26 protein-coding genes are annotated in these 24,736 nt (G+C 39.6%); 9 read left to right on the plus strand and 17 right to left on the minus strand.

All coding sequences use genetic code 11. The annotated features are described in order from the left end of the window. Positions 1-38: 38 nt before the first annotated feature. Positions 39-401 carry a DUF1823 family protein gene (locus SLP02_RS13830; protein ID WP_319421230.1) on the minus strand — a complete coding sequence of 121 codons (363 nt, stop codon included), beginning with the start codon at positions 399-401 and terminating at the stop codon, positions 39-41. Between the two features lie 53 nt (positions 402-454). Between SLP02_RS13830 and rd the strand changes: the two genes are divergently transcribed. Beyond that, the gene (gene rd, locus SLP02_RS13835) at positions 455-613 is read left to right on the plus strand and encodes a rubredoxin (protein WP_319421231.1); all 159 of its coding nucleotides are present in this window, start codon (positions 455-457) and stop codon (positions 611-613) included. Between the two features lie 185 nt (positions 614-798). Beyond that, entirely contained in the window at positions 799-1,581 is a 783-nt protein-coding gene (locus tag SLP02_RS13840; protein ID WP_319421232.1) for a hypothetical protein, read from the plus strand. A 37-nt stretch (positions 1,582-1,618) separates the two neighbouring features. Here the strand turns inward: SLP02_RS13840 and lpxA are convergent, their stop codons facing one another. The 5 genes from lpxA to purC form a co-directional block, all read right to left on the minus strand. Further along, positions 1,619-2,410: an acyl-ACP--UDP-N-acetylglucosamine O-acyltransferase gene (lpxA, locus tag SLP02_RS13845; protein WP_319421233.1), complete on the minus strand. Its 792-nt coding sequence runs from the start codon at positions 2,408-2,410 to the stop codon at positions 1,619-1,621. Between the two features lie 204 nt (positions 2,411-2,614). Next, complete coding sequence (gene fabZ / locus SLP02_RS13850) at positions 2,615-3,100, minus strand: 3-hydroxyacyl-ACP dehydratase FabZ (protein WP_319421234.1); 486 nt, start codon at positions 3,098-3,100, stop codon at positions 2,615-2,617. Between the two features lie 78 nt (positions 3,101-3,178). Beyond that, positions 3,179-4,009 (minus strand): UDP-3-O-acyl-N-acetylglucosamine deacetylase, encoded by an 831-nt coding sequence (gene lpxC, locus SLP02_RS13855; RefSeq protein ID WP_319421235.1) that lies wholly within the window; start codon positions 4,007-4,009, stop codon positions 3,179-3,181. 125 nt (positions 4,010-4,134) lie between these two features. Next, complete coding sequence (locus SLP02_RS13860) at positions 4,135-6,246, minus strand: BamA/TamA family outer membrane protein (RefSeq protein WP_319421236.1); 2,112 nt, start codon at positions 6,244-6,246, stop codon at positions 4,135-4,137. Positions 6,247-6,503: 257 nt separating this feature from the next. Next, on the minus strand, positions 6,504-7,238 hold the full coding sequence (gene purC, locus SLP02_RS13865; RefSeq protein ID WP_319421237.1) for a phosphoribosylaminoimidazolesuccinocarboxamide synthase: 735 nt from the start codon (positions 7,236-7,238) through the stop codon (positions 6,504-6,506). A 245-nt stretch (positions 7,239-7,483) separates the two neighbouring features. Here purC and SLP02_RS13870 point away from each other — a divergent pair, with 245 nt between their 5' ends. The 5 genes from SLP02_RS13870 to SLP02_RS13890 all read left to right on the plus strand — a co-directional run bounded on the left by SLP02_RS13870 (position 7,484) and on the right by SLP02_RS13890 (position 11,046). Further along, the gene (locus tag SLP02_RS13870; protein ID WP_319421238.1) at positions 7,484-7,738 is read left to right on the plus strand and encodes a DUF7219 family protein; all 255 of its coding nucleotides are present in this window, start codon (positions 7,484-7,486) and stop codon (positions 7,736-7,738) included. An 81-nt stretch (positions 7,739-7,819) separates the two neighbouring features. After that, positions 7,820-8,845 (plus strand): ABC transporter permease, encoded by a 1,026-nt coding sequence (locus SLP02_RS13875; RefSeq protein ID WP_319421239.1) that lies wholly within the window; start codon positions 7,820-7,822, stop codon positions 8,843-8,845. A gap of 67 nt (positions 8,846-8,912) precedes the next feature. Continuing rightward, positions 8,913-10,232, plus strand: a complete 1,320-nt coding sequence (locus SLP02_RS13880) for a hypothetical protein (RefSeq protein WP_319421240.1) — start codon at positions 8,913-8,915, stop codon at positions 10,230-10,232. 89 nt (positions 10,233-10,321) lie between these two features. After that, the gene (locus SLP02_RS13885) at positions 10,322-10,720 is read left to right on the plus strand and encodes a DUF4112 domain-containing protein (protein WP_319421241.1); all 399 of its coding nucleotides are present in this window, start codon (positions 10,322-10,324) and stop codon (positions 10,718-10,720) included. A gap of 83 nt (positions 10,721-10,803) precedes the next feature. Beyond that, positions 10,804-11,046, plus strand: a complete 243-nt coding sequence (locus tag SLP02_RS13890; RefSeq protein WP_319421242.1) for a hypothetical protein — start codon at positions 10,804-10,806, stop codon at positions 11,044-11,046. Between the two features lie 220 nt (positions 11,047-11,266). Here SLP02_RS13890 and SLP02_RS13895 read toward each other — a convergent pair whose 3' ends face one another. The 9 genes from SLP02_RS13895 to SLP02_RS13935 all read right to left on the minus strand — a co-directional run bounded on the left by SLP02_RS13895 (position 11,267) and on the right by SLP02_RS13935 (position 21,519). Continuing rightward, the gene (locus SLP02_RS13895; RefSeq protein WP_319421243.1) at positions 11,267-11,992 is read right to left on the minus strand and encodes a sulfite exporter TauE/SafE family protein; all 726 of its coding nucleotides are present in this window, start codon (positions 11,990-11,992) and stop codon (positions 11,267-11,269) included. Continuing rightward, the gene (locus tag SLP02_RS13900) at positions 11,993-12,418 is read right to left on the minus strand and encodes a universal stress protein (RefSeq protein WP_319421244.1); all 426 of its coding nucleotides are present in this window, start codon (positions 12,416-12,418) and stop codon (positions 11,993-11,995) included. Positions 12,419-12,431: 13 nt separating this feature from the next. Continuing rightward, positions 12,432-13,991 (minus strand): alanine/glycine:cation symporter family protein, encoded by a 1,560-nt coding sequence (locus tag SLP02_RS13905; RefSeq protein ID WP_319421245.1) that lies wholly within the window; start codon positions 13,989-13,991, stop codon positions 12,432-12,434. Between the two features lie 505 nt (positions 13,992-14,496). Then, positions 14,497-15,606, minus strand: a complete 1,110-nt coding sequence (gene ald / locus SLP02_RS13910; RefSeq protein ID WP_319421246.1) for an alanine dehydrogenase — start codon at positions 15,604-15,606, stop codon at positions 14,497-14,499. A gap of 90 nt (positions 15,607-15,696) precedes the next feature. Further along, complete coding sequence (locus tag SLP02_RS13915; protein WP_413467377.1) at positions 15,697-17,073, minus strand: aminotransferase; 1,377 nt, start codon at positions 17,071-17,073, stop codon at positions 15,697-15,699. A gap of 501 nt (positions 17,074-17,574) precedes the next feature. Further along, the gene (locus tag SLP02_RS13920; RefSeq protein WP_319421248.1) at positions 17,575-18,585 is read right to left on the minus strand and encodes a heme-dependent oxidative N-demethylase family protein; all 1,011 of its coding nucleotides are present in this window, start codon (positions 18,583-18,585) and stop codon (positions 17,575-17,577) included. 26 nt (positions 18,586-18,611) lie between these two features. After that, entirely contained in the window at positions 18,612-19,133 is a 522-nt protein-coding gene (locus tag SLP02_RS13925; protein ID WP_319421249.1) for a dimethylamine monooxygenase subunit DmmA family protein, read from the minus strand. Positions 19,134-19,677: 544 nt separating this feature from the next. Further along, the gene (locus SLP02_RS13930) at positions 19,678-20,448 is read right to left on the minus strand and encodes an SDR family oxidoreductase (RefSeq protein WP_319421250.1); all 771 of its coding nucleotides are present in this window, start codon (positions 20,446-20,448) and stop codon (positions 19,678-19,680) included. A 153-nt stretch (positions 20,449-20,601) separates the two neighbouring features. Then, entirely contained in the window at positions 20,602-21,519 is a 918-nt protein-coding gene (locus tag SLP02_RS13935) for a LysR family transcriptional regulator (protein WP_319421251.1), read from the minus strand. A gap of 181 nt (positions 21,520-21,700) precedes the next feature. Here SLP02_RS13935 and SLP02_RS13940 point away from each other — a divergent pair, with 181 nt between their 5' ends. Continuing rightward, positions 21,701-21,943, plus strand: coding sequence for a hypothetical protein (locus SLP02_RS13940; RefSeq protein WP_319421252.1), 243 nt, complete (start codon positions 21,701-21,703; stop codon positions 21,941-21,943). A 74-nt stretch (positions 21,944-22,017) separates the two neighbouring features. After that, the gene (locus SLP02_RS13945) at positions 22,018-22,182 is read left to right on the plus strand and encodes a hypothetical protein (RefSeq protein ID WP_319421253.1); all 165 of its coding nucleotides are present in this window, start codon (positions 22,018-22,020) and stop codon (positions 22,180-22,182) included. 74 nt (positions 22,183-22,256) lie between these two features. On the opposite strand, the gene SLP02_RS13950 is transcribed toward SLP02_RS13945, so the two are convergent. Together SLP02_RS13950 and SLP02_RS13955 are read right to left on the minus strand one after the other, a co-directional pair. Then, complete coding sequence (locus SLP02_RS13950) at positions 22,257-23,003, minus strand: SDR family oxidoreductase (protein WP_319421254.1); 747 nt, start codon at positions 23,001-23,003, stop codon at positions 22,257-22,259. A 37-nt stretch (positions 23,004-23,040) separates the two neighbouring features. Next, on the minus strand, positions 23,041-24,522 hold the full coding sequence (locus SLP02_RS13955) for a cation:proton antiporter (protein ID WP_413467378.1): 1,482 nt from the start codon (positions 24,520-24,522) through the stop codon (positions 23,041-23,043). Positions 24,523-24,736: the final 214 nt, after the last annotated feature.

A 24,736-nucleotide genomic window follows, 5' to 3' on the forward strand; every position in this document is an offset into this window, starting at 1 on the left:
AACACGATCGCTAATTTACAACATGAGTTTCCCAAGAATTAATGAGTTTCTAGATAGCTTAATAGCCAATTAGCTGCGGTTGCTCTACGGGTTTCTCTAGGACCAAATTCCCCCAGCTTATAACCTTTAAAACCTAACTTTTCTTTGAGTAGCTGCTTATTTTCTTGGGGAATTGAACGAGTTAGCTTGACTGTTGGTGGTCGATTAGCAATAAAATCTGGTGGTTCGGGATATTTTTCGCCCCAGTCATCTACAACTTTACTAATATCCCAAGCTTGTTTTGTTTCATCATAAATGTAGCCTAAGCAACTCCAAACTAGCTGATTGACCACCTCATCGCTTATTTTATCTTGAAGGATTGCCCAAATTGTATCCGTATTTATAGTTGGTAAGTTTGACATGAATTAAGATAAAGTCTAATTGTTCAATTTACATACTTATATTATTAAAGTTTATGAAATATATTTGTTCGGCTTGTAATTACGAATACGATCCAGAAGTAGGCGATCCAGATAGTGGTATTGAGCCAGGAACAGCTTTTGAGGATATACCAGAAGATTGGATATGCCCTGTTTGTGGGGTAGCTAAATCAGACTTTGAACCAGCTAAATAACGTCGTTAGACCAACAGTTGAGATTAGAGCAGTTCAACTAAATTTAGTTTTAGCTTTAGTTTTAGCAGTGGTGCGATAACTTCGTTAAGCTTCGTAAACGCGCTTTTATCATTTTCGATAACATAAATATGATTAGTCAAGCACTTTTTTGCTAATCAATCCATAAAGTATGAGGATTTAGAAAAATGGAAGCAAACATCCGACTATATGCTTATTTATGCCTTGCTTTAATCACTGGTATAGCTGCTTTGCATAGTCTTTCCCGTCTAGGTAAATTAGGTAAAGATATTGCTGATTTTTGCTGTCATGCTCCAGGTATTGATTTAATCTTGGCGTATTTTATGCTGCTGCCAATAGCTATTGGCTCTTTAGTATCAGGTTTTACTGGTGCGGGAGTTGCTTTTATAGCTGAATTGAGTGTTTTATGGGCTTGGATTGTGGCTCACGAATTTGCTCATCGAGATGTAAAGCAAAAAGGTCAGATTTTTCGTACTTTGAGTAGCATTGTAGGCAGATGGCGCAATCATCTCGCGGTTTGGATTACTGCTTTAGCGATTCCCCTATTTTGGATGGTTCGTTTCGCCGAATTAATTGTGTATCCGCCTTTGACCAAGCTGATTGGCTTGCCAAAATATGAAGCTAAAGAGTGGGTTAATGTCTCTCGGCACAAGTTTGAGGGCTTAATTGGCTATGATTTGATCTGGTGTTTATATTGCGATTGGATGACTGGAGTGTGGTCTTTAGGCACCGAAATGCTGCGTAACGTCGAGTCATTTTGGTGTCCAATCCGCTTTTATGACAATAAAAAATGCGCTAATTGCCAGATAGATTTTCCTGATATTGATGGCGGTTGGGTTGCTGCTGATGGCACTATGGAAGATGTAGCTAAGGTGCTGCAAGAAAAATATGATGGCAAGAAAGACTCTAGCTGGTTTGGTCATCCCTGTCGTCAAGAGGATGAAGGATGAGGTATAAGGGACTATGAGCAATAAAATGGCAAAATACCTATTTTTTGCTCATAATCAAGCCTCGTCTACCTGAACTTGATTGCCGTACGAAATCCTGTAGATGTCGAATATGCTTATTGTCTGATAGCTGATCCAGTTGCGCGATCGCATCTGTTAGAGGAATCTGCTGAAGATATAAGATGCGAAAGGCTTTTTTTAGTTCGCGAACTTCATTCTGGTCAAAGCCACGTCTTTTTAATCCTGTTAGGTTAAGCGATCGCACTCTAGCAGGATTGCCCTCCACCATCATGTAGGGAGGGACATCGCGACTAATACGGCTCATTCCTCCCACCATTGCCATAGTGCCGATATGAACGAACTGATGAATACCTAAAACACCGCTAATGATTGCCATTGATTCGATGTGAACATGACCCGCGATCGCCACGCTATTGGCAATAACTACTTCATTGCCAATTACGCAGTTATGCCCTACATGAGCATATGCCATCAGCAGGTTGTCATCGCCAATAACGGTGGCTTCTCCTTCATTTGTAGCGCGGTTAATGGTCACATACTCACGAATCCGATTGCGATCGCCAATTATTACCTGACTGTTTGCGCCTTTGTATTTTAAATCTTGAGGTTCTAAGCCAATAGCTGCACCAGGAAAAATTTGATTTTCTTTACCAATTGTAGTTAGTCCATCAATGATGACATGGCTACCCACCACTGTATCTGCCCCAATAGTAACTTGGCTACCAATTACCGCATAGGGTTCAATACGAACCGTTGGATGTATCTGAGCATGGTCATCAATAACAGCAGTCGGATGAATTAAGGTTCTCAAAATCAATTCCCTCAGGGGCTATAGCTTGTCCTATGCTTGGGCAAAATTTAAGTCGTTACACAAAAGCAATAAACGCTCAATAACATAACTAAAATAACCTCTGGTTATTCGTTTGATGGTAATTATAAATATTTTTCTTGGTTTTGACCAACGCTCAGGCAAGCCCAGTGGTTTATGGCAATAATCCTGAGCTTGAGACTAATTTTACTTATCAATCAAAGAAAACATCATTTCTCCTTTAACCGCAAGCTCTCCATCTACTTCGGCTCTACCCTGCATTTTGGCAATACGGTTTTGTTTTAATGCTAAAAGTTCTACAGTCATAGTCAGGCGATCGCCAGGAACTACAGGACGACGAAAACGTGTCTTATCTATTCCTGCAAAAGCAAAAAACTTGCCAGCCATTCCTGGTAACTGCACCAGTACAATTCCTCCCACCTGTGCCATTGCCTCTACCATTAACACTCCAGGCATCAAGGGAAAATCAGGAATATGCCCAGGAAAAAACGGCTCATTAAAGGTCACATTTTTTATGCCGATGGCCTTCTCTCCAGGTACATAGTCAATAATGCGATCTACCAGGGAGAAAGGATAGCGATGGGGCAATAGCTGATGTATTTCTTGAATATTGAAAGTTGTCTTAATATCTTGAGGGGCAGTTTTTAAAATAGAGTTTTCTACAGTTGACATTATGATGATTACTGATTGCTTTTGGTGGGCAATAGAAGTTTATTATATATAGCGCACAAAATTATTGTTATTGCTCACCTACAACTGATTACTAAGCTCAGATAATTTAGCTGCTAATTGAATATGCAGCTTGTGACTGGCCTTATAAGCAATCAAATGAGCACAGGGAAACTGACCCAACAAACTAATATCCCCTACTAAATCTAATAGTTTATGACGGGCTGGTTCATTCGTAAATCTCAGGGGTGGATTAATCCACCCTGTATCGCTACAAACTAGGGCGTTATCCAAACTTCCTCCTTGAATTAAACCAGCCTTTTGTAACTGCTCTATTTGTTCGGCAAAACCAAAAGTACGCGCAGGAGCAATGTCATTAGCAAAACTTTCTTGAGCAGGATTCCAACTGTGCCACTGATTGCCGATCGCTTTGTAGGCAAAATCTATGCCACAGGTAAAACGAGTTTGAGATGCGGGTAAGGCAGCCACAAAAGAATCTTGTTCTCTAATCCAGATTGGCTTAGTCGGAGTAATGGCAGTTTGAGTCAAGGAGTTATCGGTAATACCCACCGAGGTAATTGCTTCACACCAGTTTTTAGCCGAACCATCTAACACCGGAACTTCTTCGCCATCAATTTCAATACGAGCATCATCCACACCATTTGCTACTAAGGAAGCTAATAAATGCTCTACAGTTCTTACTTTGACATTTCCTGCTGCTAATTCTGTAGATAAGGTAGTTTGTCCCACCGTCTCTACTTGTGCAGTAACTATCGGCTCATTAGGCAAATCCACTCGCACAAAATAACGCCCCGCTCCTGGATTGGCAGGTAGGACTTTTACGGTAGTATGTATCCCAAAGTGCAATCCTACCCCCGATAGCTCAAACTCCTGCTTTACCGTATTTCCCATTTGTCTTTCATAAGGTTATTTAGTAATCTTTGAAGCTAAAAGCACACGCTGCGAAAGCTGCGAAGTCGTGCGCTAGCGCGACGATCTGGGCGAATGCCCTGTAGCTAAAAGCTAAAAGCTATTTGTTAAAACTTCTCACCGATACCAAATTGAATCTCATTACCTCCATTATTGTTAATGCCATAATCAACCCGAATTGGTCCCAAGGGAGACTGTACCCTAACTCCTGCACCATAACCATAACCACTGCCTGGTAATCCTCTGGCAATCGATGGTTGACCAGGAACTTTGGTTTCTGTACCCAAAGTTGTGCCGTAATCAAAAAAGAGTGCGCCACCGACAATTTTAAAAATAGGAAAGCGATATTCAACGGTAGCTTGAAGATAACTTTTGCCACTGCCAACTTCACCGTCACCATAACCCCTAACAGAATTACTACCGCCTAAAATAAAAGCTTCATAGGGTGGTAAGTCGCCCACAATTGTTCCTACTTGAAAATTAAAAGCCAATGTTTCTGGTCCATCGTTAAAGCGAACTATATTAATGGGAAAATAACGACTATAGTTGGCTCTAATCCGATTAAATAAGATATTTCCTGAACCAATGGGGATGGTTTGCTCTGTTCCTAATCTCAGTACTGAACCTTCTGTGGGTTGTAAAGCATTGTTACGGCGATCGCGACTTGCTCCAAAACTTAAGCTAAACAAATCATCTGTACCATTATCACTAAAGGCAAGAGGAATGTTATTAATTCCGTTTATAGTGCCTAAAGGGGCAGAATCGCCGTCACTATTTTTTGCTTGCACGTGCTGATATTGAAATCCAGTTGATAGTGTCCATTCTCGCCGTGCAAAAGGATCGGCAGGTAAAGGACGAGCAAAGTTAATACCGCCTCCTGTACGGACTATACGCGGAGAATCATTACCGTTTAGAGTTTGAATATCGTCATCTCCATTAAATACCAGGGAAATCGAACGGCGACGGAAGGCATTAACGGTGTAAGAAGTACGGCTTTTGCTAGTGGCAATCCAAGGATCGGTAAAATTGACATCAAATAGAAGACTATCATCACCGATCTGTACTTCTGTGCCTAAAGTCTGGTTATTACCGCCTAAGTTTTTCTGCTGATAGCTGACTGTACCAAATAAACCACTAGAAGAGCTATATCCTGCCCCCGCAGCAATTGAACCGCTGCTTCCTTCGACAACATCAATATTAACCACTACCTTGCTAGGATCTTTACCAGGACTAAAAGAAAAACGGGCATCTTCAAAAATTCCTAAGCCAAAAACGCGCTGTAGATCTCGTTGAGCCGTATCCTTTTTAAACACATCTCCTGGCTTTAACTCTACTTCCCGCGTCACAATAAATTCACGAGTTTTAGCTTTGGTTGGTTTATCATCTTCATCAAGGTATCTAACCTTGATGTTTTCAATTACCCCTTCTGCTACCACTAAAGTAACTTCTCCGTTCGGGCTAACCTGAGGCGAACCAACTACCTGAGCTAGTTCATAGCCATTTTTGCTATACCACTCATTTACTTTAATAATACCTGCCTGTAATTTTCTTAGATTAAGAATCTGATTATAGTTTCCGCCAAAGAACTCCTGGACTTTTTCTGGAGGCAAAACCCCTGATTCTCCTTTAGGAACAGTTTCCACCGTCACCTTGTTAAGAACTGGATTGGGTTGAACCGCAAAAGTAATTCTTACTCCTAAAGGTGTATCTCCTGGAGTTACCTCCACATTTTGGAAATAGCCAGTTGCATAAATAGCGTTGACATCTGCTTGAAGCTGAGTTCTAGTAGTGGTTCTACCAGGCTCGGTGCCAATAGTTGCATAAACAATATCTTGAAGTTCTTTTTTTGCCCCTTCAACTGCTACTTCTGCTACTAGCACACGAGGTTCTTGTGGCGATGGCTTATTAGGTGACTGTGGTGGTTGTCCCCCTGGCGAGGGTGGTTGAAATGTGGGCAGCTTAATATTTGGGTTTACTTGGGTATCAGAATTAGGCTGTGATGGTGATTGAGATGGGCGATTAGGGGTCTGAGCTATTTTAGTTGAATTAATATTTTTGAGCAGGGTTGCACCATTGGTAACGATGACCTCATCTGATTGATTGAAATTTTTAGTTTCTGCTCTAGTAGGTAAAGATATCCCTAGAGCTAAGGTTGTAGCCAAAACTGTAATTAGAGTAGGAGATAGACGCACGTTTTTTAATCCTGTTAACACTTCCACACACCAAACAGAGCATTCAATAAGTTAACCATTTTATTTAGTTGTTGTCTCGCCTCTGACTTATAAAATTGGTATTCAATTAATCTTGGCTGATTTTGCTGAAGATTAATTATCTTTGACCTGATGGTTAAATATCGGATAAATATGACCACTTATTTTACTCTATGTTCCCATTTTTTATTAATTAGCTATTTTTATTAGGGTGAAGCATTAAAGTTAAATAGTTGATAAAAGCAATTAATAGAGATAAAGTACACTTAACTATTTTTTAGTTGAGCCAAAACTCGCTGTTGGACTTGTTGATAAGCAGCTTCTACTTGTCCTAGATCTTTACGAAAGCGGTCTTTGTCCATAACTCTTGATTGGGGATCGACATCATTTTTATCCCAAAGACGACAAGTGTCGGGGCTAATTTCATCTGCTAAAAGCAGATTTTGTTGGGCATCAAGACCAAATTCTAATTTGAAATCTACCAGAGTAATGTCGCATTTATCAAAAAAGCTTTGGAGGTTTTTATTAATTTTACGAGCCATATTCTCTATTTCTTCAAGTCTTTGAGACGTTATTATATTCATCAAAAATATGCGATCGCGGGTTAATAAAGGATCGCCTAATTCATCACTTTTGTAGTAATACTCTACTAATGCAGAAGGCAAGACTTTTCCTTCTGGTAAACCTGTTTGGCGACATAAACTCCCCGCGGCGATGTTTCTGACCACAACTTCAATTGGTATAATCGTCACGGCTTTGACTCTCATCTGATTTGGTTCAGGCGTATCTATATAGTGAGTCGGTATGTCCATTAAACCCAACCAGGTAAATAAGGCTGCGGTAATCTGACAGTTTATTTGTCCTTTCCCTTTTATTTGTCCTCGTTTTTGAGCATTAAAAGCCGTAGCGTCATCTTTATACACTGTAAGCAGTATCTCTGGATTGTCAGTAGCATAAAGGATTTTTGCTTTGCCTTCGTACAGTTTTTCTGGCTGGGACATCTTTAATAAATTGCCTAAAATATAGGTCAATAAAAAATTGGATTGAAAACTTAGGTTAAGGTTAGATTAACAAAGCCTAAATATTTTGTTAACATCTAAAATAAAGCCCTGTTTATAGTAGCGTCATCAAGTAACTTTTGTGTTTAGATCCTGTTAAAAAAATAATTGTTAAAAATTATTACGATAAAACCAAGTTATCTACAAAATTGCTACAAATCGGAGCGTATAATTCTTAATTAAGTCCTATGTCAACTGATAAAAAAACTAACGATTTTATCTATCCTCGCCATCCTTATCACGGCAAGGTTAAGCCTGAAAATTTGGTCTTTAATTCTAATTTGCAAGAGTTTGCTCAAAAAATTAGTTATACTTGCAACTTGCAAACAGGGGGTAAACTACCACCAGAACAGGCTTATAAGCAAATCAAATCTTTGTGGAAGGAATTAAAAAAGAGTAAGAAAGAGTTAGGCATTGGAAAAAACGGTTGCGACAGGCAGTAAGCGTCAGAAAAGGCAATAGTATTTTTAATCAAGACGGCTGCTATAACTAGTAAAACTATAAACTATAGCTATAGCTAAATAATGTCTCGCTCTAAAGCTCTGCAATCATATATCTTAGTTCGTTTGCTTCTTGCCCCTTTGATGTTGCTGACCATCGCTACTGTGGTGTTTTTGCTTTTAAGGGCAACCCCTGGAGATCCTGCCGATGCGATTTTAGGTACTCGCGCCCCAGAAGCAGCTAAAGCAGCATTGCGATCGCAATTAGGTTTAACAGATCCTCTCTGGCAACAGTATTTTGACTACCTCAAAAATTTACTCAGCTTTGATTTAGGAAGCTCTCTTTCGAGTCGTGGTTTATCAGTTTGGTCAGTAATTAAAGACTATTTTCCCGCCACCGTCGAACTTTCTTTGTGCAGCATGATTATTGCTGTATTGGTAGGTGTTTTAGTGGGTATGGTTTCTGCTTCCTCAGAGCATAAGTTTATTGATGCGGGAGGTCGTTTATTTGGGATTATTACCTATTCTCTGCCTTTGTTTTGGGTAGGCATGGTCTTACAGTTAATCTTCGCGGTGAATTTAGGCTGGTTTCCCCTGGGTACTCGCTTTCCGATTAGTTCTCCCACTCCGCCTCAGGTAACGGGACTGTATTTAATTGACAGCTTGCTAGCAGGAGATATGGGGATGTTACTCCACACCATACATTATTTAGCACTGCCTAGTCTGACTTTAGGTTTATTGTTAAGCGGTATTTTTGAACGTATCGTTAGGGTTAATCTCAAGCAAACTTTACAAGCCGATTATGTTGAGGCAGCTAGAGCCAGAGGTATTCCTGAAGGCACTATCTTAGTTTCCCATGCAATGAAAAACGCTCTAATTCCTGTAATTACAGTACTAGGTTTAACCTTTGCAGCATTGCTAGGTGGTGCTGTATTGACTGAGGTAACTTTTTCTTGGCCAGGTTTAGGCAATCGACTCTACGAGGCTATTTCTCTGCGAGATTACCCTACTGTGCAAGGGGTAATGGTATTTTTTGGCATTATTGTGGTGATTGCTAGTATTGCGATCGATATTATCAATGCCTATATTGACCCCAGAATTAGGTATTAAACTTTAGCTAAAAGAAAAATTTGCCAATTCAAGTTAGCATATAGCCTGGGCATTCTACGAAATATTTATGCAAGATCATCTAGAAAAAGCTATTCAACTCAAGCAGACGGTAGTAGATTTCGTTTATGATGCAGAAGGTGAAATGGCGATCGCCCTAGAAACCTACGCAGCACAAACAGCTAAAAAGAATAGCTACGGTATTAAACAGCAAAATTTAACTGTTGATTTATTTCTGAGCGAGGGAAAAATACAGGCTCAAACTCCTTTGGATCTATTTTTAGCACAGGCTAAGGATTTAAACGCCGATGACATAGAAATAATTAAGCTGTGGAAGCATAATTTTATTGGCTTGTTTGAAATTCAAGCGATCGCCGATGATTCTTATCAGTTAATGAACTGGTTAACTGCTAAAACCTATCAAGTTTATGGTCATTCTGGTATACCAGACAAGGAAAAGAACAGATGGCAGCCAGGAGAAATTATTTTAACTATTATTGCACCTATAAACGCTCGCGAGTGGTTCTTTTTCAGCGATCGCATTATTAAAGGCAGGTTAAGTCAGCCCAAACTAGCTGTAGCTGTTGGCGAGTTTCGCGATAATTACCCTGATTTTCTCTATGCTGATGCACCAAAATTATTAGAACAAGCTTGGGATTCTGTAGCAGTATATCATCAAGAGTTTGTTGACTATATGGGTAAGGACAATCTGACTTTGCCTGGGTACAAATTAAATCAGAAAATTGCTGAACTTCAGCAGATAATGAGCCAGAAAAAACTGGCTGAAGCAGGTATTGATGATTCAAAATCTCTATCCCAATTGCTAACAGAATCAGGTAAAAGTGAGTCTGATTTTACTAAAGCTGCCACGGACTTAGGAGTAGAAGCTCAAACAGTGGCTAAGATAACTCAGAATAAAGACAAGCTGTCGATGGTAACACCCAAAATCGATCTACCAGCCGATCTTAAACAGGCAGAAGCAGTTACCGTCTTTTCTCATCCGCGCTGGGGACAAATGTTTTTACCTACTTACGAGAAGTTTACCAGTTTATTAGCTGATGAGAATCCAGAAGATTCTGAAAATAGTAATCTATATGTTCGTCGCTATTTGGAAAAGCCAGAAACAAATTATTATGTTTGGCAACAGCTAAAACAAGAGTATCCTCAATCGCTAACGAAACTGTTAAAAAATTATACCAATAAAGACAATTTTGATTTAGAAACAGATTTAGAGCAATTATTACTTAAACACAATAAACCATCGACTCCCGAACTGCCTGCGATCGCCAGCGTTCCCATACATCTTAATAATCTCTTTGAAGCAGCCGTAGCACAAGTGCAGAAAACTAAAGCTAAAACTAAGAAAAAGAAGAAAAAAGGTTTTTTGTAATAATTAAATAAAATTTATAACTATAGAGAGAAGAAACTGTTGAGCGATCGCTATAAGATAAAGCAGTTATATTCTTATGTACAAAATCAATGGATAAGATTCAACAGCTAAAAAATCTTCGGAAAATTCGGAAAATAGCCAAGCTTTTAGATACAGCCATTGGTATTCCTGGGACTAAAATTCGTTTTGGTCTAGATCCGATATTGGGTTTAATTCCAGGAGGAGGAGATTTGATTTCGGCTGGTATCTCTGCCTACATGATTTATTTGGCTACTCGTTTTGGACTAGAACGAGCAGAAATATCTAAAATGATCAAAAATGTGGCAGTAGAGACAGCCGTTGGCTTTGTACCTTTAGCTGGTGACATTTTTGATGCCTATTTTAAGGCAAATATGCGTAACTTAGAAATATTAGAAAAGCACATAGAGAAAAACGAGGCTGGCGATCAGGTTCAAGTAACTCAAGATTTAAGTACGCTAACCAAATAAAATAGATCTTTGGACAGATGTAATTGACAATCTAGTATGTCAGCTTGAGATATCAAAATAATTATATAGTTAAAATAAAGACTATGCTTCAAGGAATAGAACTGATAGACTGTGCCAAGGCAAATGCCAAGCAAGGAATTGCGATCGCTGCCAAAAACTCTGGATACGAGCAAAATACCGCTCTATTTATCGAAAATTTACATCAAGCCTGTCAGCAAATTGGTGTAAACATCGACGAATTAGACGATCTAATTACCGATCAACAAGTTGCTAAAACAAATAGAAAAGTAAGAGAAATTTCCCCTGATACCGCTGAAGATCTTTAGATCGCTTTTAAGTAACGTAAGTTCGGTTTAGGCAGAAGCAAAAGCAGGATCGATAGTAATTGAAGGCTTCTTAATTCAGTCGCTTCAAGCTGTCGGGGCTATGGGCGGAATCTTCGTCCGCCCATAGCCCCAAAAAACTAGCCCAAAAAGCTGAATCGCTCTATAGAAAAAACGAGTTGGAATCTTATATTTTTGAATTGCTTCGTTTAGAATCGATGAATCAAACCAGCAATCTCAAACCTGTAACCATCAATAAAGCCAAAGTAATACGCTTAAATGTTAGAGGATTTATTTTTGTAGACAAAATTATTCCCAGCCACAAGCCAAGAGCAAAACCAGGAAGACTATAAACGGCAAACCGACCAACAGAGATAGTTATGTTTCCTTGCCAGCCATGTGCGATCGCTGCTATTAAAGAACTAAAGAAAAATATAGCCGTCAGATTGCCTTTAAATTCTTTGGGAGTCCAACCGCGACAGTTAGCATAGACAATCACAGGAGGACCGCCAACGGTATATGCTCCATTGAGAATTCCTGACGCTCCACCAAATATATAAGCCCAAATAGACGATTTTAAGCGAGGTAAAGACAAATCGAGCCAATCGTAGAGAACATAGCTAATAATTAAAATACCTAATCCTTTAAGAGCGATCGCTTCAGGAATGCGGTCAAGTAATAAAGTACCGACAGGAGTGGCTATTAAAGCTGCGATCGCCAATTTCTTAACTGCTTTTAGGCTACAGTTACGGCGATAATGATACCAAATGACGATATTGGCAATAATGCCCACCAAAGTAACTAATGGCACTGCGGTTTGCAAGCCAATCACTCCAGGTAAAAAAGACATAGAAACGATCGCAAAGCCGAATCCAGTTATGCTTTGAGTTAAAGCTGCCAGAAAGATAATACCAGCAACTAGCAAATGTTCGTTTCCGTATAGCTCCATTTATTTGAGAACTAACACTGGACAGGGAGATAGTCTTACCACCCTTTCTGCTACCGAACCAAGTAAAAAACGGCTCACTCCCTTACGTCCGTGGGAAGGCATGACGATTAAATCTGCCTCGATCTCTTTGGCGTAGTCAACAATTTGTGTACTGGGGTCGCCAATTGCCACATCGATTTGAATTTCCCTATATCCCATTTCATCCAGCTTTGACCCCAAAAAGCTTTTGACCTTTTGTTTTCTTTGTTCATTGTCTAGAGTATTCCACATGGCTGCTGGATCGGCAGGATGCAGAGGAGTTAGGACGTGAATTAGTTTTAAAGCTGATTCATCGGCAACGTATTCTTTAGCTGGTGCGATCGCCTCATAAGACCATTCCGAAAAATCAATGGGAATTAAAACAGATTTTTTTTTGAGCCAACTCATAATTTATCTCCTCCTATTTTAAGACAGGTTCTTTAATCTTATTGACTTCTGCCAGCATTGCCCCAGATTTAAGGCGAGACATATAGTTATTTAGCTCTCTAGCAATCAGTCCAGACATTAAAAAGCAGCCGAATAAATTAGGCAAAGACATCGCTAGTGCCATAATGTCGCTAAAGTCAAGAACAGGACCAAGGTTGACTACTGAGCCTACGAATACGCAGAGTAAAAAGATTGCTTTGTAAGCATTCACTGTTTTGTCTCCGAAAAGAAATGCCCAAGCTTGCTGTCCATAATAACTCCAGGAAATCATAGTTGAAAGGGCAAACAAAAAACCAGCCACAGCAATTACGTAGGGAAACCAGCTAATGACTGTGGCAAATGATGCAGCAGAAAGTTGCGCCCCATCAAGATCGAGGGAGTTAGGATCGGCATAAACCCCAGTCAGAACAATTACAATTGCCGTTAAGTTGCAAATAAATATCGTGTCAATAAATGGCTCTAATAAAGCAACTATTCCCTCTCTAACTGGTTCATCGGTACGAGCAGCGGAATGGGCGATCGCAGCCGAACCCAAACCTGCCTCGTTAGAAAAAGCAGCCCTTTGAAACCCAGTTACAATTGAGCCAACAATACCTCCTGCCACAGCTTCGGGAACAAATGCCGTTCTGATAATTGTAGCGATCGCTGCTGGAACCACAGTTAGATTAACTAATATTACCCAAAAACAGGCTAAAGCATAAATTACCGCCATAACTGGGACTAAAACCCCTGCTACTGCACCAATGCGCTCTATACCTCCCAAAATTACTAAACCGACGGTTACTGCCAAAATGATGCCAAACAGCCAGCTAAGATTCTCAAAAAATGGCAAAACGTTGGATACTGCCGCAAAAGCTTGATTCGCCTGAAACATATTGCCAATGCCTAAGCTGCCAATGGCACAAAGAACAGCAAAAATTACTGACAACGCTTTTCCTAAACCCCCCATACCCATTGCTGACAAGCCACGATTTAGGTAATACATCGGACCACCACCCACCGTACCATCGGGCTTAATGATGCGATATTTTTGACCGAGGGTACATTCTGCGAACTTACTCGACATACCCAGAAAGCCAGCCATTGTCAACCAAAAAGCTGCTCCTGGTCCTCCCAAGCGAATCGCGATCGCAACTCCTGCAATATTACCAATGCCTACCGTACCAGAAAGGGCTGCTGATAGAGCCTGAAAATGTGATACATCTCCTTCGTCATGAGGATCGTCGTATTTTCCCTGCACTACATCGATGGCGTGTTTAAATGCCCGAATATTAATAAATTTTAGGCGTAGGGTAAAAAATATTCCTCCAGCAATTAGCCAAAGAACAATCAACGGCATCCCGTTTTCGCCACCAATCTTAAAATAGAAAAATAGACTTAATACGTCGACAATTTTCTGGAATACTGCCTCTATTCCGCCCAAAAATCCTCCAGGCACATTTTCTTCTTGAGCCAAAGCAACTTGAGGTACTAAGACTATTAATAAGATAGGCAGCCACAAGTATTTTTTGAACTTCAACAATAATTGCTTCATGATTCTAACTAACTTGAAATGATAAATTTTTGTGAATGTTTACATTGCAAAAGTACGCTTTACTTTTTGTTTTTTGACAGACGATAAACGTTTATCAATTTTTTTTAGGCAATGGCTTAAGTTTGCATTTGTTTAGTTGATAAAACTGTAATTGAATATACTATAATTATTAAAAAGCCAAAATTAATATTATAAATATCAGGAGTCAATCGCCTCAAACGCCCATTAATGTGTAGTAATTTAGATAAGTTTTGTTCTTACTACTCAACTTCTTTTTTATCAAAAAATAGATTTTGTTTAAATTATTATTGATATTTAGAAAACGCTTTATTTAATAATAAAAAAAATAAACATAGTAAAATTTGCGAGCTTCGATTAAAAGCTGCAAAAAGTTTTTAACTATTAAATTAGTCAGGTATTACTTCAATTGATTGTCAAGAAATAAAAGTAACACCTGGCTTTACAAAACGATGCCGATCGCTAGTGTAATTGTCAGAAAAACAATTTAAGCTAAAGAAAATTCGGCATTACGGGCGACTAAATCTTTGAATACTTCTCTGACTACAGGATGTACTAACTGATGATTATCAACGTTTAATCCCATTGCTAAAGCAGGGTCATTTTCTAAGGCTTTAATTCCCGAATCAGCCAGCTTAACTACATAAGGTAAAGTACTGTTGTTTAAAGCTTGAGTTGCAGTCCAGGGTACAGCCCCAGGCATATTGGGTACACCATAATGGACAACTCCCTCTTCAACATAGACGGGCTGCGAGTGAGAAGTTGGACGCAAAGTTTCAATACATCCTCCTTGATCTACGGCTACATCAACAATTACCGAACCAGGGCGCATCTGGGCAACTAAAGTACGATTAACTAAAGTTGGTGCATTTTTGCCTGGAATTAATACCGCACCGATCAACAAGTCTGCATCGGGTACAGCAGCTTCGATAGCTGCGGTGGTGCTATAGAGTAGTTCCACTCTAGAACCAAATAGAGTTTCTAAATAAGATAGTCGCTCAACGCTGATATCAAAAATCTGGACTTTTGCACCCATGCCCACGGCAATTTTGGCTGCTTCAGTACCAACAACACCACCACCTAAGATTGTGACTTTGCCTGGAGATACTCCTGGGATACCACCTAATAAAACCCCTCTGCCTCCCTGTTGCCTTTCTAAAAAGCGTGCGCCAAACTGTACTGCTAACCTACCTGCAATGATGCTCATGGGCATCAGTAAAGGCAAGGTGCGATTCAATTCTACCGTTTCATAGGCGATCGCCGTTACCCCAGAATCAATTAGACGTTCGGTAAGGGGTTTATTCGCTGCTAGATGCAGATAGGTAAATAGTATTTGTCCTGGCTGGATAAACTGATATTCCGTTGCCAAAGGCTCTTTAACTTTGATGACTAACTCTTGATTCCAGGCATCTTGCGCCTTAGAAACAATAGTTGCCCCAGCCTGTTGATAATCGCGATCGCTAAATCCCGAACCAACTCCAGCCGAAGTTTCTACAGATACATTATGACCTTTATCGGTCAAAACTCTAACGCTGGCAGGAGATAATCCTACTCTAAATTCTCGATCTTTAGTTTCCTTTGGTACGCCGACTTGCATAATTAATTTCCTTTTTGTAAATTACTTTATACCTCTGTCAGGGCGATTCGCGAATCGCCCCTACGGGAGATATCTCTTATACCTTTAAACCTAGCTATCTAAAGCTTGTTTCAAACTATCTACTATCAAATCTGCATCTGCTTTAGTCAAAATTAAAGGAGGAGCAATAATCAGCACGTTAGAAAGCCCTGGCACAGTACTGCTATTACGTCCAATTATTGTGCCTAATTCTAAGCAGCGAGCCACAATTGCACCTACCTTTTCTCCTGCTAGGGGTTCTTTGGTTTCCTTGTCCGCTACTAATTCAATGCCGATTAGCAATCCTTTACCTCGTATATCGCCAACGTTGGGATGGTCTTCCAAGTTAGATAGTTCTGCTCTTAAATATGTCCCCATTTTGGCAGCTTTTTCTGCTAGCTGTTCCGTCTCGATAATCTCGATGTTTTTTAAAGATAGAGCAGTAGAGGCTGGATTGCCTCCATAGGTATTGATATGGCGGAAGTGAGAAGTAGGATCGCTTTCATCTAAGAAAGCTTCAAAGATATGCTGTTGGGTGACTGTTGCTGAAAGAGGTAAATAACCACTAGTAATACCTTTTGCCAGGGTAATCATATCGGGCTTGACTCCCCAAAGTTGATGTCCAAACATTTTGCCCAAGCGTCCAAAACCACTGACTACCTCATCAAAGATTAACAAGATGCCATGGCGATCGCAAATATCCCGCAGCATGGGTAAATATTCATCGGGAGGAACAATTACTCCTCCACCTGAAATTACAGGTTCAACAATTATTGCAGCTACGCTTTGAGCGCCTTCGTGAATTACAGTGTTTTCTATTGAACTGGCACATTCGATATTACATGAGCCATATTCTTTACCAAAGGGACAGCGATAACAGTAAGGTGGATGAACATGAAGAAAGCCAGGTACGAGAGGATCGTATTTGGCACGTCTTTCGGCTTGAGCAGTGGCACTCAATGCACCCATAGTATTGCCGTGATAGGCTCGATAGCGGGAGATAATTTTATAACGTCTAGTACCGCCTGTTTGGGAATGGTATTGACGCGCCATTTTAAATGCAGTCTCATTGGCTTCTGAACCACTATTAGAAAAGTGAACCTTGCCCTCAAATCCTAAAAGCTCAATTAACTTAGCTGCCAGCTTAATTGCTGGGGAATGGCTCATTACCAAAGGAAAATAAGACAGTTCAATCAACTGTTCGTGTGCTGCATCAGCCAATTCCTTGCGCCCGTAACCGACATTAACACACCATAATCCCGATACACCGTCCAGGTATTCTTTGCCTTCACTATCGGTAACATAACACCCCTCAGCTTTATCCATACGCTTGGGTGGGTTGCGTTCGTATTTTTTGTGCTGTACCATCGGATGCCATAAAGATTCAACATCCATCTGTGTTAGAGATGTTTCAGACTCAGGTGATACTTCTTCTGATTTAGCTGACATAAGCTCATCAGAACGATCTAAATCTAACATTGCATTATTTCCTACTAATATAGTGGTTATTCAAATCTTTGAGCGATCGCCTGAAGAAATATTTCGCCCAACGCTACAGCGATTTTGAAAATACGCCAGCATAAATTGCGCTTAAGTCTATAATCCCTATATAAAATAAGGGAGCGAAATTACAGCAATCACTGAAAATGCTATTTACTTCTGCTCTAAGAAAACTGTATCTATCTAGAGCCAGAACATATACTAAATATAGTTAGGCGAACCAGCACCACTTCTATTGATCAAGTGCTTGTGCAGTCTGCCATGCTTGATGGACAGTCGTAGGGGAGTGTTATTATCGCAAAGGCAATGCTGGTAGGACACGGCAATAAAATCCGTACTAAAGTGAGTGATGAACCTGATGTGCAATATAATCTAATAACTGAAGTCTATAGAATTTGAGCGAGCCTTTTTGTTTGTTGTGAACATTTAACCCCTAATGTCATGAATCCCTTAAAGGCTTCTGCTGAAAGTATACTTGTTGCTGGTGTCGGGTTGCTCTAAGTTAGACTGAGCTAGCCAAGTTAATACAGTTTTGTGGTAGCGACTCAAGCCTTTATATTCGAGTATATCTGGTTGTAAATTTTTCAGCACTTCATGTAACCGTTTTGTCCAAGCTGGATTAATAGAAAGTTCTTCTAAACTAATTAAGTAAGTATGAATAGGAAACATTAAAGCATTACTACGAGGTAAACGAATAAATCGCTGTACCTCAACTCGTAAATGAACCTTTTTGCCGCAGTTAGCTAAAGTAACCGAACTGCGATCTTTTCCCCATTCTGGATAAGTTTCAAAGGAAGTATCTAAGCGACGATTAACGGTCATTGTCCAGTTGCGTCTTGTCCAGGGTTTACCTATTTCTACCCGCCGTAAAAAGGCTTTGGCTTTTTTAAAAACTCCCATTTCATGCGCTCTTGGTACTGGCCCATGAAACTCTTCAAAGCTCATTCCTGCATCAAATCCTAAAGACCAACGGGTGGGAAACATCAAGATTCCTGCATCTAAAAATAAATCCTCTTCTCTCTGGTCTAGCAACAAGATATCTTCTTGAACTTGACGAGCAATGTATTCAAAAGGTTCGCAGGGTAAAGAAGATTCGTCTAAAAAAGTAAAGGTGTCTTTAATATTAAGCTTTTTATTCTCCCAAGTCCAGCAATTAGACTTGCGCCTAACCTTATCGCCATTTTGAGTTAAGGAAAAAGATTGGGGATACCAAGTAGCAAGATCGTTCATAATCACTTCTAAAGCATCCCACTGAGCATCTTTCATGTGGGGTAAGGCTACATAACGCCCTTCTTTACCTTGGTTTAAAGTGCTATTTCGCTGCTCAACTTCGAGATCATAATGTTCGTCAACATCAAATAGAGCTTGGTTAACTACAGGTTGAATATTAACTGAATATTGATAAGAGTCGGTGGCAAAAGGAAAGGGAAATCTTTTAATTGCTTCAATACTATTGCTCATTTTTATTTCTCTAATTCGTAAAAAGTTCATTCAGCATCAGCACAGACACCTAGATAGGCATTTTTTAAGCGAGAAAAATGCTCCCAGACTTCTAGTTTGATACCACAACCAGAGCAGGTAATAATATTAGTTTGAACTTGAGGATTAATCCTGTGACAGGTAGAGCAGTAAATATTTTTAACTTTTCGATTAACTATTTCTAAGTGAATTTCCTCTTCTAACATTCCGAAACTGCGAGCTAAACGTCTAAGATTTTGCACAAATTGCTCTGAACCAACCGCATAAAACCTTGTTCCCATATATGCCTGTTGCAGAAAATTCTGTAACCTAGCTTCTAAATTTTCTGTTGAATCAAATTGCTCTATATCTAAGTCTTTTCTGGCTATTGCTATTGCCCCCTGATAAAAAATCTGGAGATTTACTGGAATATATTCAAGTGCATTTAATTTGGTACAAACTAAATTTATTGCATCTTTTTCTACACAAATAAGATGCAATGAAGCAGAAAGATCGAACTTAAGTTTAGTTGGTTGAGGGACACTACGCATTGTTGTTTATTTCCTAATAAATCCGAGCTTAAAAAATTGGCAATACAATAAATACCAAATAAAACAGCCCTACCGAAATATGGGGACTTGAAGAAATTTTACTTGATTGCAAAAGTGGCTTGTATCAATCGAACTTTAATATAAAGCGCGATCGCAATGGTTATTTTGCCTGTAAAACCTACTATTTCTTAAGCTCAACTTCCCCGTGAATATAATGTAGCCATGTTGAGCTTGAAGTTAAATTAAATACAACCAGGAGAACCAACACCACTTCGGTTTGTTAAATGCTTGTGCCGTCTGCCATGCTTAATGGACAGCCGTAAAGGAGTATGATTACTGCCAAAAAAATGATTATAGGACACGGCAATCAAACCTGTACTAGGATAATCTCGATTACTAAATGAGTAATGCTACTTTGTATTTAAAGCATATAAAAACCAACTTTAATTATTTGTTCGTGGCAAACATTATATTCTTAATGTCACAAAATCCTTAAAAAATTATGGTTTTCAAAATGATCTAGTCTGACTTCCACGCAGCAATGCTAGTGCCGATTAATCATGGTTGCGCTGGATTGATCTGTGGCTAACACCAATACCTCACTCATATTGACGTTTGCTGGACGAGTGGCGCAAAAAACTACGATTTCAGCAATATCTTTAGGAGTCAAGGGATTTATTCCTTGGTATACTTTGTTAGCTTTTTCGGTATCTCCTCGAAACCGCACCTTGCTAAAATCGGTTTCTACCGTACCAGGATCGACGCAGCTTACGCGAATGGGAGTTCCCAATAAATCCATCTTCAACCCTTCTGATAAGGCTCTAACTGCTGCTTTGGTAGCACAATAAACATTGCCTCCAGTATAGGTTTGATGTCCTGCAATTGAGCCAATATTAATAATATGTCCTTGGTTTCGTTCCACCATTTTTGGTAAAAGCGATCGCGTCACGTATAGTAAACCTTTAACGTTAGTATCGATCATTTCTTCCCAGTTTTGAATATCTCCTTCTTGCAGCTTTTCTAAGCCACGGCTTAATCCTGCATTGTTGACCAAAATATCGACGTTACACCAAGGTTCGGGCAAAGATGCAAAAGCTGTTTGTACCGCATGGCGATCGCTAACATCTAGTTCTAATAAATGAATTTTGCAGTCATAAGCTGCTTTTAGTTCCGCTGCTACTGCTTCGAGCTTTTCTTTTCTGCGTGCAGCTAAAATCAACGATGCACCTTCTTTGGCAAACTCTTTAGCGCAAGCTGCGCCAATACCACTACTTGCCCCTGTAATTATAACTATTTGCTCTTTGATTGAAACCATATTTATTTATCTAAAAATGCTACATCTTTATAGAGTATGTTCTTTTGTGAATTAAATTAAGTACTTTGTCTAACTATATTAGGTAATATTTTCTCAATAGTTTTTTAGATAGAATACTGACTAAACGTCTACAATTTTCAATCAAAGCTTTCTTCAAACTAAACGTGCTTTCGTTACAGACACTTGGGAGTTTTTGAGAACATCTAAAAAGGCAAAAACTGCTGGCGTGTGTAGAGCGTCTTTTAACACTGCTGCTCTAATACTTCTCTCTAAAGGAACTGGCAAAGAATAAACTTGTAGTTCGCTAGGAACAGGTTCAGCAGCAAGCCTGGGCATAATCGCTGCACCCAAACCTTGCATCGCCATACCAACTATAGTCGAGTCTTCCCGCATTTCATAGGCGATATTTACTGGTTCTGGCGATCGCTCTAAATACTTACGAATTTTTAGAGAACAGCTATTTTTTACCGAGAGAATTAGAGGATATGTCGCTAATTGCTTCCAGGTTAATTGCGTCTGGTTTAATTTTAGATCGCACGATAGTAGCACCACATATTCATCTTCATAAATTTCCCAGGTTTCAAACTCTTTGGAACAAGGTAGATCGACTATTCCAATATCTCCTTGACTTGAGCGCAACATACTTTCAATTTCAAAATGCTCATCAACATCGATAATACTCACTTTAATCAAAGGAAATTGACGGCGAAACTGAGCAATTAAGGCAGGAAGTATATGACTTGCCGCACTACGAAAGGCTACCAGTCTAACATTTCCTCCTTTTAAACCTTTAGCTCGATTGGCTTCGATTGCCATCTTCTGTAACAAGTCTAATACCTGTCTGGCTGGTGCGATTAACTTTTCACCTACAGGGGTAAGATCTGCGCCATTACGTCCTCGATGAAATAAAATTACCCCCAATTCTGTTTCCAAAGCTGCGATCGCATGACTGACTGCTGACTGAGAAATCTCCAACTGTAAAGCAGCCTCGCTAAAGTTGCTGTAGTCTGCCACTGCAACCAGTATTCGTAGCTGTGAGATTTTTATTTTGTATGGATCGATCCCACTCATAAGCTTAGTTATTAATTACGGAACATACGATTGCGCTCTTGCTACAAACTATTGTATAAGCTATCCCCAGACCAGCCATTTAACTATTAGTTTTATTCATGTTTACTATGCACGCTTTGTTTTGTTTCCTTTAAATTCAATAGCTACAGTTGATATATAGAAAGAAAAACGGAGGCAAAACATGAAAGTTCTCTTACAGCCAGAAGCTAAAATCCTAAACATAATTACTTCAATTGACAATCTCTTCAAAAACATCGGACGCAGCTTAGTAACTCAAAAACATGAGCCTCAAATTGAGCAAAAACGCGATCGCCACGGCAATTTATATTGGCAGGTAAAAGATTTTGCCACCAACAAAACTTATGAATTTGATTCAGATCGAGATGTAAGAGTCTGGATTGAAAATCGTTATCACAGCTTTTAAAACCGCTTTGTAATTAGCTTGAGCCAATTACAGGCAGTCACTAAAAATTCAAAAATTATCACTTAGGAGAAAAAATGATTTATTCCAAATCAAATACCAAACTATCAAATATCGCTGAGAATAAAGTTGTCTACGATGACAACAAAGTTCGGTTGTGGTTTCAGAAATTCTGGCAGTTTAGTCTATTTTATGGAGATTATCTAGGAAGTTTACACTCTAATAAAAAAAGAGTTGGTTAATTTTAGAACGATCGAATCAAAATGCCAGTAATCCCCAAGAAAGACAGCTATAGTTTTCCTTAGGGATTATTATTCTATCTACCTCCCGCAACATCTATAAACGAACCTGTTGTATACGAAGCCTCACTCGACAATAACCATAAAATTGCTTTTGCAACCTCTTCTGCTTGTCCACCACGTTTCATGGGAATAGAGTCTTTTATGCGCTCTAGACGATTTGATTCGCCACCGCTAGCGTGAATATCAGTATCAATAAAGCCTGGACGCACGCCATTTACTCGAATTCCTTCATTAGCAACTTCTCGTGCCAATCCTATTGTCATAGTATCCACTGCCCCTTTAGAAGCAGCATAATCTACATATTCACCAGGAGAGCCAAGACGAGCAGCAGCAGATGAGAGATTTACAATAACTCCTCCTGTTCCACCATGTTTGGTAGACATTCTTTTGATAGCTTCTCTAGCACACAAGAATACTCCAGTAACATTAACAGCAAAAATTCTATTTAAGCGTGCAGCATCCATATTTTCAACTCGCATTTGCTGTTCTAAAATACCTGCATTATTAACCAGTGCTGTTACCTTTCCTAACTGCTCATCCACCTGATTAAAGAGAGCGATCGCATCAGCTTCTAGAGAAATATCAGCAGCTGCGGCGATCGCTTTTCCCCCTGAGTGTTTGATATTATTTACAATTTTGGTTGCAGCTTCGTGATTATGAATGTAGTTAACGGCAACAGCATAACCTCGTTGAGCAGCAAGATAGGCAGTAGCAGCACCAATACCACGACTACCTCCTGTAACAATTATAATTTTTTCCATAATCTGACTAAATTTAATTTGTTTCTTAATAAGGCTTTTATGAAACGTCTCTACTATTAACTAACATCACGGGAGTATTAAAATTATTTTCCAGCACTGATTGGAAAATAGCATCAGGGTGCGTGGATTGTTGCGCCAATATAATTACCGTAGCCTCATATTCCTGGGATAGATGCAGTATTTCCTCTGGAACATCTCCCTGAATATTTATCAGCCTGTAGGGAATATCTAAAAGTAATTTAGCTGCTAATAATTCCAGCTTTAAGCTATTAATAGCGCAGATAATAACGGCTTCTCCATCTGTCCGACGAGCAAAGTCGGCAACTTTAGTTAAAATTAATGCTGCACTAAAATCAGAATCAATCGCTCCTAAGATAACGGTAGAAGTTGCTAAATCAGTTTTGCTAGGATCTACCCGATCTCGTGTAAGTAATTTGGGGGCAAAGGTGGGGATTGCCCATGCTCCTAATGGCGCAGTAATGAGGATTGATAGGGCTGCGATCGCCAGAATGACATCTCCCCCTGGAATGCCCCTGCTCAAAGGAATCGCGCCAATTGCTGCCTGTACCGTAGCCTTAGCCGAGTTTCCTGGTAATAAAAACAGTTTCTCGCGCCAAGTCCAATTACTGCCTACTGTAGCTAAATACCAGCCAATTGTCCGACCAAAAAGCAATCCCAGTGCCAATAATAGTATTCCTGGTAGCAGAACATTTTCCAATATTTTTAGCTGAATTGTTGCTCCCATCAAGACAAACAATAAAATCTCAGCAACAATCCACAGGTGATTAAATTCTTTACGCAGTCTTCGAGCTAGAGGCGGACTGAATTCAATCAAGAAAAATCCCATCGCCATTACTGCTAGGTAACCAGAAAAATAAGGAAGTTGCAAAGCTAAAACTACAGCTAATAAAGCCAGACTAGCGGTAATTAAAGTGTTCTGAACATTATTCTGCGTCCATTGTTGTTTAACTGTACAGAAAACAATTAATTTGGCAGCTAAATAGCCAACGATCGCTCCTAAGATAATTTGAGCGATTACCTTGAGAGGCAGTAACCAAAAAGCGTTGCTAGCAATATTTCCCTGAGACAAAAAATTGAGCAACAGGCTAAACAGCAGCAAGATTAAAACATCTGACAAAGCACTACCCGTCAAAATTGCATCGGCAATTCCTTTAGAGACTCCCCAGCCTAAATTTTTGAGTCGTAACATTCCAGGCACAATGACCGCAGGAGATTCGGCACTAATTACACAGCCTAAAAGCAAGCCTGTCAGCCAATCAAACTGAAATAGCCAAATAGCCAGCCCAGAAATGGCGATCGCTTCTGTTAAAGCAGGCAGAAAACCTAAGCGTAAAGCCACGCTACCCTGCTTTGCTAGTTTATCTCTGTCTAAGCCTAATCCTGCCCGCATGAGGATTACCATTACGGCAAAAGTTCTGAGATCGTCTGCCAGATCCAAAACACTGTCGGCAATTAGATCGCTCACCTCAGAGCCAAATAAAATGCCCACCAGCATCATTCCCAATAGGGGTGGCGCACCTACTTGACCACCAATAAACAAAAGCAAGATCAAAATTAAGCTAAATGTAAACTGTCAGGCATTTATTTTACTAATTGACAATATGCCCAATATTACTACGCTCGATGAGAATTAACCTTTCTACTGTAATTCCATTGAGGTCATTAATATTCCAGTAAATAAAAAGATTTTTTTACAAGTTAAATTTTGGTGA

The sequence above is a fragment of the Pleurocapsa sp. FMAR1 genome (assembly GCF_963665995.1).
In the GTDB taxonomy this organism is placed as follows: Bacteria; Cyanobacteriota; Cyanobacteriia; order Cyanobacteriales; family Xenococcaceae; genus Waterburya.

What these genes read in the sequence shown, in the direction of transcription:
- SLP02_RS13830 (WP_319421230.1), bottom strand. Translation starts at nt 401, where the DNA reads ATGTCAAACTTACCAACTATAAATACGGATACAATTTGGGCAATCCTT.
- rd (WP_319421231.1), top strand. Translation starts at nt 455, where the DNA reads ATGAAATATATTTGTTCGGCTTGTAATTACGAATACGATCCAGAAGTA.
- SLP02_RS13840 (WP_319421232.1), top strand. Translation starts at nt 799, where the DNA reads ATGGAAGCAAACATCCGACTATATGCTTATTTATGCCTTGCTTTAATC.
- fabZ (WP_319421234.1), bottom strand. Translation starts at nt 3,100, where the DNA reads ATGTCAACTGTAGAAAACTCTATTTTAAAAACTGCCCCTCAAGATATT.
- lpxC (WP_319421235.1), bottom strand. Translation starts at nt 4,009, where the DNA reads ATGGGAAATACGGTAAAGCAGGAGTTTGAGCTATCGGGGGTAGGATTG.
- purC (WP_319421237.1), bottom strand. Translation starts at nt 7,238, where the DNA reads ATGTCCCAGCCAGAAAAACTGTACGAAGGCAAAGCAAAAATCCTTTAT.
- SLP02_RS13870 (WP_319421238.1), top strand. Translation starts at nt 7,484, where the DNA reads ATGTCAACTGATAAAAAAACTAACGATTTTATCTATCCTCGCCATCCT.
- SLP02_RS13875 (WP_319421239.1), top strand. Translation starts at nt 7,820, where the DNA reads ATGTCTCGCTCTAAAGCTCTGCAATCATATATCTTAGTTCGTTTGCTT.
- SLP02_RS13880 (WP_319421240.1), top strand. Translation starts at nt 8,913, where the DNA reads ATGCAAGATCATCTAGAAAAAGCTATTCAACTCAAGCAGACGGTAGTA.
- SLP02_RS13885 (WP_319421241.1), top strand. Translation starts at nt 10,322, where the DNA reads ATGGATAAGATTCAACAGCTAAAAAATCTTCGGAAAATTCGGAAAATA.
- SLP02_RS13890 (WP_319421242.1), top strand. Translation starts at nt 10,804, where the DNA reads ATGCTTCAAGGAATAGAACTGATAGACTGTGCCAAGGCAAATGCCAAG.
- SLP02_RS13895 (WP_319421243.1), bottom strand. Translation starts at nt 11,992, where the DNA reads ATGGAGCTATACGGAAACGAACATTTGCTAGTTGCTGGTATTATCTTT.
- SLP02_RS13900 (WP_319421244.1), bottom strand. Translation starts at nt 12,418, where the DNA reads ATGAGTTGGCTCAAAAAAAAATCTGTTTTAATTCCCATTGATTTTTCG.
- SLP02_RS13905 (WP_319421245.1), bottom strand. Translation starts at nt 13,991, where the DNA reads ATGAAGCAATTATTGTTGAAGTTCAAAAAATACTTGTGGCTGCCTATC.
- ald (WP_319421246.1), bottom strand. Translation starts at nt 15,606, where the DNA reads ATGCAAGTCGGCGTACCAAAGGAAACTAAAGATCGAGAATTTAGAGTA.
- SLP02_RS13915 (WP_413467377.1), bottom strand. Translation starts at nt 17,073, where the DNA reads ATGTCAGCTAAATCAGAAGAAGTATCACCTGAGTCTGAAACATCTCTA.
- SLP02_RS13920 (WP_319421248.1), bottom strand. Translation starts at nt 18,585, where the DNA reads ATGAGCAATAGTATTGAAGCAATTAAAAGATTTCCCTTTCCTTTTGCC.
- SLP02_RS13925 (WP_319421249.1), bottom strand. Translation starts at nt 19,133, where the DNA reads ATGCGTAGTGTCCCTCAACCAACTAAACTTAAGTTCGATCTTTCTGCT.
- SLP02_RS13930 (WP_319421250.1), bottom strand. Translation starts at nt 20,448, where the DNA reads ATGGTTTCAATCAAAGAGCAAATAGTTATAATTACAGGGGCAAGTAGT.
- SLP02_RS13935 (WP_319421251.1), bottom strand. Translation starts at nt 21,519, where the DNA reads ATGAGTGGGATCGATCCATACAAAATAAAAATCTCACAGCTACGAATA.
- SLP02_RS13940 (WP_319421252.1), top strand. Translation starts at nt 21,701, where the DNA reads ATGAAAGTTCTCTTACAGCCAGAAGCTAAAATCCTAAACATAATTACT.
- SLP02_RS13945 (WP_319421253.1), top strand. Translation starts at nt 22,018, where the DNA reads ATGATTTATTCCAAATCAAATACCAAACTATCAAATATCGCTGAGAAT.
- SLP02_RS13950 (WP_319421254.1), bottom strand. Translation starts at nt 23,003, where the DNA reads ATGGAAAAAATTATAATTGTTACAGGAGGTAGTCGTGGTATTGGTGCT.
- SLP02_RS13955 (WP_413467378.1), bottom strand. Translation starts at nt 24,522, where the DNA reads ATGATGCTGGTGGGCATTTTATTTGGCTCTGAGGTGAGCGATCTAATT.